The organism is Streptomyces sp. NPDC041129 (genome assembly GCF_055592265.1).
The window spans coordinates 196,529-205,763 of the sequence record NZ_JBVIYV010000001.1 but is presented as its reverse complement, the minus strand read 5'-3'; the positions used below and the strand labels follow the sequence as shown (position 1 = coordinate 205,763).

The window sequence follows — 9,235 nt, the reverse complement described above, 5'->3', positions numbered from 1 at the left end:
GGCCGCCGGCTCAGGCGGCCCCGCCCCTGGTGTCCCGTTCGTCGTCGACGATCTCCGCGTCCACGACGCCGTCCTCGTCCTCGGACGGACTCCGCTCCTCGGCGGAACCGGCCGAACCGCCCGAACCGGCCGACCCGGCCGAGGCGTTGGCGTACATGGCCTGGCCCATCCGCTGGCTGACGGTGGCGAGCTTCTCGACTCCCGTGCGCAGGGCGGCCGTCTCGGCGTTCTCGCCGAGCAGGGTCTTCAGCTCGGTCACCGCCTCCTCGACCTCGGTGCGGATCTCAGCGGGCACGCGGTCGGTGTTGTCCTGGAGGAACCGCTCGGTCTGGTAGACGAGTTGCTCGGCCTGGTTGCGGGTCTCGGCGGTCTCGCGGCGTTTGCGGTCCTCCTCGGCGTACTGCTCGGCCTCCCGCATCATGCGGTCGATGTCGTCCTTGGGCAGGGCGGAGCCGCCGGTGACGGTCATCTTCTGCTCACGGCCGGTGGCGAGGTCCTTCGCGGAGACGTGCATGATCCCGTTGGCGTCGATGTCGAAGGCGACCTCGACCTGCGGGACCCCGCGCGGCGCCGGCGGCAGTCCGGTGAGGTCGAAGACGCCCAGCTTCTTGTTGTAGGCGGCGATCTCGCGTTCGCCCTGGTAGACCTGGATGCCGACCGAGGGCTGGTTGTCGGTGGCGGTGGTGAAGATCTCCGAACGTCGGGTCGGGATCGTGGTGTTGCGCTCGATCATCTTCGTCATGATGCCGCCCTTGGTCTCGATGCCCAGGGACAGCGGGGTGACGTCCAGCAGCAGGACGTCCTTGACGTCGCCGCGCAGGACGCCCGCCTGGAGCGCGGCGCCCACCGCGACGACCTCGTCGGGGTTGACGCCCTTGTGCGGGTCCTTGCCGGTGAGTTCCTTCACCAGGCCGGTGACGGCGGGCATCCGGGTGGAGCCGCCGACCAGGATGACGTGGTCGATCGCGGACAGTTGCACGCCCGCGTCCGCGACCGCCTGGTGGAACGGCTTCTTGCAGCGGTCCAGCAGATCCTCGGTCAGCTCCTGGAACTGGGCGCGCGTCAGCTTCTCCTCCAGGTGCAGCGGGCCCTCGGCGGAGGCGGTGATGTAGGGCAGGTTGATCGACGTCTCCGAGGACGAGGACAGTTCGATCTTGGCCTTCTCCGCGGCCTCCCGCAGCCGCTGCACGGCCATCTTGTCGGCCCCGAGGTCGATGCCGTTCTGCCCCTTGAACCTCTTGACCAGGTACTCGACGATCCGCTGGTCCCAGTCGTCGCCGCCGAGGTGGGTGTCGCCGTTGGTGGCCTTCACCTCGATGACGCCGTCGCCGATGTCCAGCAGGGACACGTCGAAGGTGCCGCCGCCGAGGTCGAAGACGAGCACGGTCTGTTCCTCGCCGCGGTCCAGGCCGTAGGCGAGGGCGGCGGCCGTCGGCTCGTTGATGATCCGCAGCACCTTCAGGCCGGCGATCTCCCCGGCCTCCTTGGTCGCCTGCCGCTGGGTGTCGTCGAAGTAGGCGGGGACGGTGATCACCGCGTCCGTGACGTCCTCGCCGAGGTAGGCCTCGGCGTCCCGCTTCAGTTTCTGCAGCACCCGTGCCGACAGTTCCTGAGCCCGGAGCCGGCTGCCGTCGATGGAGCCCTGGTCCGGGAAGCGCCAGTGCGCGTCCCCCATGTGCCGCTTCACCGAGCGGGCGGTGCGTTCCACGTTGGTGACGGCCTGCCGCTTGGCCACCTCGCCGACCAGCACCTCGCCGTTCTTCGCGAACGCCACCACCGAGGGGGTGGTGCGCGCGCCCTCCGCGTTGGCGACGACGGCCGGCTCGCCGCCCTCCAGGACGGCCACCACCGAGTTCGTCGTCCCGAGATCGATCCCGACCGCACGTGTCATGGTCCGTCCCCTTCCGCTTCCGCGAGGGCGTCTTCGCCCTTACAGCACAAAGCGTGCGTACGACGCTGTCAATGCACGGGTGCCCGGGAAAACGGCGATGCCGCGCACCCCGGTGGGCACGCGGCATCGGCGGGACGTGCGGGCGTCAGGCCAGCTCGGCCGTCAGGGTGATGGTCGTACCGGTCAGGGCCTGGCTGACCGGGCAGTTCTTCTTGGCGTCCTCGGCCGCCGAACGGAAGCCGTCCTCGTCCACGCCCGGCACCTCGCCGCGGACGGTGAGGTGGATGCCGGTGATGCCCTCGCCGGGCTGGAAGGTGACGTCGGCCTTGGTCTCCAGACGGGTGGGCGGAGTACCGGCGCCGGCCAGGCCGTGCGAGAGGGCCATGGAGAAACAGCTGGAGTGGGCGGCGGCGATCAGTTCCTCGGGGCTGGTCCTGCCGTTCGCCTGCTCGGCGCGCGACGGCCACGACACCGGCTGCTGGCCGATGCCGGAGGAGTCGAAGGTGACGACGCCGTTGCCCTCGAGCAGGTTGCCTTCCCAGACGGTGTGTGCGGTGCGCGTGGTTGCCACGGCTCTTCCTTTCCATATGGGTCCGAGTTGTTCGGGTACCGCGTCCCATCCGATCACACTCGGGGGCGCCGCACCCCGCGGACCGGGCCGCTCGCCGTTCAGGCGGCCCGCTCCTCCTCGGCGCGCGGGGTGAGCGGCACCTGCGGGCCGTCCACCTCCAGCAGCCAGCGCCGCAGTACGCGGTGCACGTGCTCGGCGCCGGCCGGTTCCTCACCGTCGGCGGCCGGCGCGGACAGGGTGAGCGGGGAGAGCAGGAAGGGCCGGGACTGGGCGCCGCCGAGGCCGCCGTGGGAGCCGATCTGCTCCTCGAAGGCGAGGACTTCGCCGTCGGCGGGGTCGTGGAAGGAGTTGACCATGATGTCGGCGGTGTGCGGGAAGGAGTGGGTGCGGCGTACGGCGTCCGCGGCTCCGGGGCCGAAGCCGGCCAGCGGGCCGGGCTCCGCGTCCAGGCGGGCCAGCGGTATCTCGGTGCCGTACGGGCCGAGCACCAGGCCGTCGTGCTCCTCGCTGCGCACCAGCAGGAAGCCGATGCCCGGGTGGTTGGCGAGGGTGGTGAGCAGGCCCGGGTGACGGGCGTCGATCTCCTCCCGGGTCATGCGGTGGGGCACGTCCGGGAAGGACACCAGGCCCAGGTTCCCGGAGGCCAGGACGACGGGTTCGGTGCCCCGGGCGGGGCGGTGCCCGTCGCCGTTGGCCTCCTCGGGCCTGCCCAGGGCGACCCGGACCGCGGCGCGGGCCTCGGCGCCGCTGCGGGTCCGCTCGGCGCGGCGCGGCACGGGCAGTCCGCAGCCGGCCCGGACCAGGTCGCCGAGGGTGAGGCCGTAGCGGGAGCGGAAGGTCTCGCCCGGGCTCTGGCCGTGGTCGGACAGGACGACGACGCGGTAGGGGCGCGGCGCGTGCTCGGCGGCCTTCTCGATGAGGGCGAGGGACCGGTCCAGCCGCTGCAGCACCTTCTCGGCGTCCCGGCCGCGCGGCCCGGAGTGGTGGGCGACCTCGTCGTAGGCGACGAGGTCGGCGTAGACGGCGGTGCGGCCGGCGAGCATGTCGCCGAGCACGGCGGCCACCACGACGTCCCGCTCGACGACGGTGGCGAAGGCGCGCACGAACGGGTAGAGGCCGCCGCGGCCGACCCGGGGCCGCTGCTTGCGGACGCGGGCCCGGGTGGACTGGACGATCTCGCGGACCACCTCGGCGACGAAGGACAGGGCCGTGCGCACGGCGTTGGCGGGGTCGGAGAAATACGCGAAGTAGCCGGCGCGGGAACGGTTCTCCCGGCGCCGTCGGCGGATGGCTATGGACAGGACGAGGGCCTGTTCGCCCGCGCCGCCGCTGAACAGGTTGCCGCGGCTGGCGCCGTCCACGGCGAGCAGTCCCCCGTCGCCGGTCCGCTGCACGGCGCGGCGCTGGAGTTCGGCGGCGCTGGTCGGGCGGTTGCACACCATCACCTCGCCGCGGTCCTTCTCGTACCAGCGGAAGGCGGGCACGTCGAAGGTGCTGCCGTGCAGGATGCCGAGCTGGCTGGCGCCGGTCTGGCTGGACCAGTCGGTGCGCCAGGGGGTGAGCCGGTGGGTGGGCCGCATGCCGTCGGCGGTCGCCAGCCAGCGGCCGACGGTCGGCATCAGGCCCCTGCGGACGGCGTCGGTGAGCACGTCGTGGCCGACGCCGTCGAGCTGGACGCAGACCAGACCGGGGGTGTCCGCACAGGGCGGCCCGGCTCTTCGGCGGCGGTCGGCGAGGCGCAGCAGGCGGCGGCGGTAGGCGTCGTCGTCGCGTACGGCGAGGGCCGCGCCGGTGGCCGAGGCGACGGCGGACATCACGGCGGCCACCACGACGGCCGTCTCCGGGGCGGCCTCGGGACGGCCGGAGGGATTGAGGCGCAGGGCGAGCAGCAGCAGCGAGCCGTTGAGGAAGAAGACCAGCAGGCCGAGGACGAGGGCGGGCACGAGCAGCAGCAGCCGTACCAGGAGCGGCCACACCACGGCCGAGAGCAGACCGAAGGCGCCGGCGCCGCAGGCGGCGGTGATGGCTATGTGGGTGGCGCTGTCACCGTCGGCGGACTGGAGCCTGAAGTCGGGCAGCAGTCCGGCGAGCACGAGCATGGTGAGCGTGGAGACCGCCCACACCGTGGCGCTCCGTCCGATCTGACTGGCGACCCCTCGCCACCGCACGTCCCGCACGCCCCGCACACCTCACGTCCCGCCCCGCCCGACCGACCGGGCCCCGGCTTCCACCTTGTCACACGGGGCCGGGCGCTCCCGGACGGGGCGCGGCACCGACAGGAACACCGATGCCGGTGCCGTCAGCGGCCGTCGTAACCGGCCGTCGGCATCGACAGTCTGCGGTGCACCCGTGCCTTCATCTGCGCGTCGTACGACGGCTCGGCCCGCCCCACCGTCTCCACGCGCACCCCGCGCCGCGCGCACTCGGCGGTGAACTCCTCCACGGAGGAGAGGGCGCGCTCCAGCACGCGCCGGCTGGGTGCGACGAACACGTCCACCCCGGGCCGCACACCGTCCCACAGTGCGCAATGGTCGAAACGCAGCCCGCCGACGAGAAGTTCCCGCGCGACGACGAAACCGCGTTCCGCCGCCCAGCGGGCGCACATGGCGTGCTGGCTGCGGGAGTCCACCAGGAAGGGGTCGGCCTCCAGCTCCTCCAGAGGCGTCAGGCTCGCGATGGCGGTGACCCGCACCGGCGCGAGCCCGCCTGAGGCACCCCGTAACTGTCCCATGGCGTCCCCCCTCACCTCCGGGTTTCGCCAGCGACCCTACTCCTGCCCGTAGGCTTCGGGGAGTCGCGTGAAGGAGGCGAAGGAGGTGCCGGTGGAGATCACCTGGTGGGGGCACGCCACCTGCACACTCGAGGACTCGAACATACGCGTGATCACCGATCCCCTGTTCGCCACCCGGCTCGCGCATCTGCGCCGCCGCCGGGGCGCGGTGCCCCCCGCCGAGGCCCGCCGCGCGGACCTGGCGCTGGTGTCCCATCTGCACGCCGACCATCTGCATCCGCCGTCGCTGGCCGCACTCCCCCCGGGCACGCGCCTGCTCGTGCCCCGGGGCGCACCACGGGCGGTACCCGGACTGCGCCGGCTGCGGCAGTTGCGGATCACCGAGGTGGCGCCGGGGGACGAGGTGCGGGTCGGGGACCTGCTGGTCCGGGTGGTGCCCGCGCGGCACGACGGGCGCCGGCTGCCGGTCGGCCCGCACCGCTCCCCGGCGCTCGGATACGTCGTCACGGGCGAGGCGCGGACCTACTTCGCCGGGGACACCGGGCTGTTCGACGACATGGCCGAGCAGGTGGGGCCGGTGGACCTGGCGCTGCTGCCGGTGGGCGGCTGGGGACCGTTCCTCGGGTCGGGGCACCTGGACGCGGGGCGGGCGGCGCGGGCGCTCGCCCGACTGGCGCCGCGTGCCGCGGTGCCGGTGCACTACGGGACGTACTGGCCGATCGGCATGGACGCCGTGCGCCCGCACGAATTCCACGCGCCCGGTGACGAGTTCGTGCGCCTCGCGGCCGTGACCGCGCCGGAGGTGGCGGTGCACAAGCTGGGGCACGGGGAGCGGGTGCGGCTGGAGGTCGCGCGGTGAGATGGCTGCCGGGCGCGGTGACGCTGGCCGCGGCGTCGGCACGGTCGGTGCCGCCGGAGTCCACGCAGCAGGCGCTCGGCTATCCGTCGCTCTTCCTGCTCGTGCTGATCGGGGCGCTGGTCCCGGTGGTCCCGACCGGTGCCCTGGTGAGCACGGCGGCGGTGGTGGCGTTCCATCAGACGGCGCCGTTCTCGCTGCTGCTGGTGTTCGTCACGGCCTCCCTTGCGGCCTTCCTGGGGGACGCGGCGCTGTACTGGCTGGGGCGGCGCGGGTTGCGGTCGAAGAACGGTTCGCGCTGGCTTGAGGCGATTCGGTCGCGGGCGCCGGAGGCACGCCTCGAGCAGGCGCAGGGGAAGCTGGCCGAGCACGGGGTGGCGGTGCTCGTGCTGTCCCGGCTCGTCCCCGCGGGGCGGATACCGGTGATGCTGGCCTGTCTGCTGGCCGAGTGGCCGCTGCGGCGGTTCTCCCGGGGCAATCTGCCGGCCTGCCTGGCGTGGGCGCTGACGTACCAGGTGATCGGCATCCTGGGGGGCTCCCTGTTCCCGGAGCCCTGGGAGGGGGTGGCCGCGGCGGTGGCGCTGACCGTGCTGGTCAGCGCCATGCCGAGTGCCGCGCGGCGCCTTCGAGGGGGCGAGCGGTAGCTTCGCAGGGGACCTGGTTCACTCAAGCACGCGCGAGCCTCCGACCGGGAGGTCCCACAGGTCCTCGCGCTCCAGGCCCGCCTTCTCCCAGGCCGTCCGCACCCGGGTCAGCGGCTCCAGGACCGGCTCGGCCGACAGCACGAACGTGCCCCAGTGCATCGGGGCCATTCTGCGCGCCCCCAGGTCCAAGGTGGCCCGTACCGCCTCCTCCGGGTCGCAGTGGACGTCGCTGAGCCACCAGCGGGGGTCGTAGGCGCCGATGGGCATGAGGGCGAGGTCGATCCCCGGGTAGCGGCGGCCTATGCGGGAGAACCAGTGGCCGTAGCCGGTGTCGCCGGCGAAGTAGAGGCGCTGTCCGTCCGGGTCGGTGAGGACCCAGCCGCCCCACAGGCTGTGGCAGGTGTCGGTGAGAGTGCGCTTCGACCAGTGGTGGGCGGGCACGAAGTCGAAGCGGACGCCGGACAGTTCGGCGCCCTCCCACCAGTCCAGCTCGGTGACGCGGGTGAACCGGCGCCGCAGGAACCAGCGGCCGAGACCGGCGGGCGCGAACACCGGGGTGTCGCGCGGGAGCCGGCTCAGGGTGGGCGCGTCCAGGTGGTCGTAGTGATTGTGGCTGATGACGACCGCGTCGACGCGCCGCAGGCTCTCCCAGGGGACGCCGACGGGGGTGATGCGGGCCGGGGTACCGAGGATGCGGCGGGACCAGACGGGGTCGGTGAGGACGGTCAGCCCGCCGGCCCGGACGATCCAGCTCGCGTGTCCCGCCCAGGTGACCGCGAGGGTGCCGGTGCCCACGCTCGGCAGCGGGCCGGGGGCGTACGGGACCCGGGGTATGTCTGCGAGGCCCTCCGGGCCGGGACGCACGGCGCCCTCGCGGGCGAAGCGGGCGAGGGCCTTGAGGCCGGGCAGGGGCGCGGTGAGCCGGTCGTGGAAGGTACGCGGCCACACCCGGTGCTCGCCCAGCGGACGGGGCTCGGCCAGCGGCGGGAACGGGGGCGCGAGCGCGGCCCGCGGGGCGCGGGCGCCGGCCCCGTTGCCCGACCCGCGCGCCAGGTCCGCCGAGGCAGTCGCGGTTCTGGAGGTCGTCGTGGTCCTGGGGGTCGTCGTGGTCCTGGGGGTCGTCGTGGTCCTGGGGGTCGTCGTGGTCGTGGAGGTCGACGAGGTCGTGGACGTCGTCATGGACGTCGTGGTCGTGGAGGTCGTCGTGGACGTCGTGGCGGTGGACCCGGGCTCATGCGTCTGCTGCGTCATCGAGGAGGCTCCCGTCGCTGAGCGTCGTCGCGGAGGCCGTCGAAGGCCGACCTCAAGGAGATCAACGCGCGGTGCACGTGTGGCAGTTCCAACGGTGAGGGTGACGTGAGGGATTCCGTGCGTTCCTCGTCCGTGCCGCCCAGCAGGGACCCCGTGGCGAGCCGTACCCGCAGCTCCCCGAGCCCGTCGCCGAAGCGGTGGCCGCCGGGCGCGGGCATGCCGAGCCGGGCGGTGAGGAAGTCCTCCAGTTCCTGCGCGTCCGTCACGCCTTCGCCGGCGAGTGCCTCGCCCAGCGGCTCGAGGTCGGCGTACAGGTGGCGGCCGGCTTGCGGCGGGCGGGCGACCGCGCCGGCCGCGACGACCGCGGAGTGCGCGGCGGCGGCCACGCGCGCGTGCAGGCGTACGGCGGCCTCGCGGCGCTCGGCGACGGGCGCGGGCTCGTCGAGGGCGTATCCGGCGACGGCGGCGACAGGCGCGGCGATCCGGGCGTCGAGGGCGGTGAGGATGTCGAGCACGCGCGCGTGGAGCCGCTCCCCCGCCGCTCCGGAGGGCACGCGCGCGATGGCGGCGGGCCAGCCGGGCGGCAGCAGGGCACCGGCCAGGTCGGTGACGACGGTGACCCGGTCGGGCAGCATCTCGGCGGGGCTGAGCAGGACGGTCCCGTGCGGGTCGTGCAGGGTGTCGCGCCAGGTCTCGTCGCTCACCAGGTGCAGACCCTCGGCGACGGCCGCCTCGACGGTCTCGTGCAGCAGTTCGGGCGGGGCGACGGTGGCGGTGGGGTCGTCGGCCACGGACAGCACCAGCAGCCGGGGGTCGCCGCCCTCGGCGCGGACCCGGCGGACGGTCTCCAGCAGGGCGTACGGGTCGGGGACGCCGCCGCTCTCGGGCGGAGTCGGCACATGGAACACGGGTCTGCCGAGCAGCCGGGCCGAGGGTGCCCACCAGGCGGCGCAGGGGCGGGGCACCAGCACGTCGCCGCCGTCCCCGGCCAGCGCGGCGGTCACGGCGAGCAGCAGGGCGGGGGCGCCGGGTCCGGCGGCCACCCGGTCGGGGACGCAGGACAGTCCGCGCCGGGTCCAGTAGCCGCAGGCCGCCTCCAGCAGGGCGGGGGTGCCGCCTACCGGCTGGGCCTCGGCGCGGCCCGCGGCGGCGGCGAGTACGGCGGAGAGTTCCGGCAGGACGGGCAGGCCGTCGCCGGGCAGCGGGGGCCCGTAGCGGACGGGGCCGTGTCCCTCCGGGGCCGTCCGCCGCATGTCCGCCTCCGCGCTGTCGTGGTGCCGTCCGCCGTCCC

8 protein-coding genes are annotated in these 9,235 nt (G+C 74.0%); 2 read left to right on the top strand and 6 right to left on the bottom strand.

Annotation, left to right across the window (positions count from 1 at the left end; translation table 11 throughout):
- Positions 1-10 precede the first annotated feature (10 nt).
- From dnaK to ACZ6B1_RS00845, 4 genes are all read right to left on the bottom strand, one after another.
- Positions 11-1,891, bottom strand: a complete 1,881-nt coding sequence (gene dnaK / locus ACZ6B1_RS00860; RefSeq protein ID WP_468773694.1) for a molecular chaperone DnaK — start codon at positions 1,889-1,891, stop codon at positions 11-13.
- A gap of 145 nt (positions 1,892-2,036) precedes the next feature.
- Entirely contained in the window at positions 2,037-2,462 is a 426-nt protein-coding gene (locus tag ACZ6B1_RS00855) for an OsmC family protein (protein WP_358927860.1), read from the bottom strand.
- A 98-nt stretch (positions 2,463-2,560) separates the two neighbouring features.
- Positions 2,561-4,639, bottom strand: coding sequence for a phage holin family protein (locus ACZ6B1_RS00850; protein WP_468773690.1), 2,079 nt, complete (start codon positions 4,637-4,639; stop codon positions 2,561-2,563).
- A 122-nt stretch (positions 4,640-4,761) separates the two neighbouring features.
- A complete protein-coding gene (locus ACZ6B1_RS00845) occupies positions 4,762-5,193 on the bottom strand; it encodes a hypothetical protein (protein ID WP_468773689.1) in 432 nt (143 codons plus the stop codon).
- A gap of 85 nt (positions 5,194-5,278) precedes the next feature.
- Here ACZ6B1_RS00845 and ACZ6B1_RS00840 point away from each other — a divergent pair, with 85 nt between their 5' ends.
- Together ACZ6B1_RS00840 and ACZ6B1_RS00835 are read left to right on the top strand one after the other, a co-directional pair.
- Positions 5,279-6,052, top strand: coding sequence for an MBL fold metallo-hydrolase (locus ACZ6B1_RS00840; RefSeq protein WP_468775986.1), 774 nt, complete (start codon positions 5,279-5,281; stop codon positions 6,050-6,052).
- Positions 6,049-6,693: a DedA family protein gene (locus ACZ6B1_RS00835; RefSeq protein WP_468773687.1), complete on the top strand. Its 645-nt coding sequence runs from the start codon at positions 6,049-6,051 to the stop codon at positions 6,691-6,693. The genes ACZ6B1_RS00840 and ACZ6B1_RS00835 overlap by 4 nt, the downstream gene beginning before the upstream one ends.
- An 18-nt stretch (positions 6,694-6,711) precedes the next feature.
- On the opposite strand, the gene ACZ6B1_RS00830 is transcribed toward ACZ6B1_RS00835, so the two are convergent.
- Together ACZ6B1_RS00830 and ACZ6B1_RS00825 are read right to left on the bottom strand one after the other, a co-directional pair.
- A complete protein-coding gene (locus ACZ6B1_RS00830) occupies positions 6,712-7,944 on the bottom strand; it encodes an MBL fold metallo-hydrolase (RefSeq protein WP_468773685.1) in 1,233 nt (410 codons plus the stop codon).
- Complete coding sequence (locus tag ACZ6B1_RS00825; protein WP_468773683.1) at positions 7,941-9,197, bottom strand: aminotransferase class I/II-fold pyridoxal phosphate-dependent enzyme; 1,257 nt, start codon at positions 9,195-9,197, stop codon at positions 7,941-7,943. The genes ACZ6B1_RS00830 and ACZ6B1_RS00825 overlap by 4 nt, the downstream gene beginning before the upstream one ends.
- Between the last annotated feature and the right edge of the window lie 38 nt (positions 9,198-9,235).

Coding starts and splice junctions, on each gene's coding strand:
- ACZ6B1_RS00830 (WP_468773685.1), bottom strand. CDS start 7,944: ATGACGCAGCAGACGCATGAGCCCGGGTCCACCGCCACGACGTCCACG.
- dnaK (WP_468773694.1), bottom strand. CDS start 1,891: ATGACACGTGCGGTCGGGATCGATCTCGGGACGACGAACTCGGTGGTG.
- ACZ6B1_RS00845 (WP_468773689.1), bottom strand. CDS start 5,193: ATGGGACAGTTACGGGGTGCCTCAGGCGGGCTCGCGCCGGTGCGGGTC.
- ACZ6B1_RS00825 (WP_468773683.1), bottom strand. CDS start 9,197: ATGCGGCGGACGGCCCCGGAGGGACACGGCCCCGTCCGCTACGGGCCC.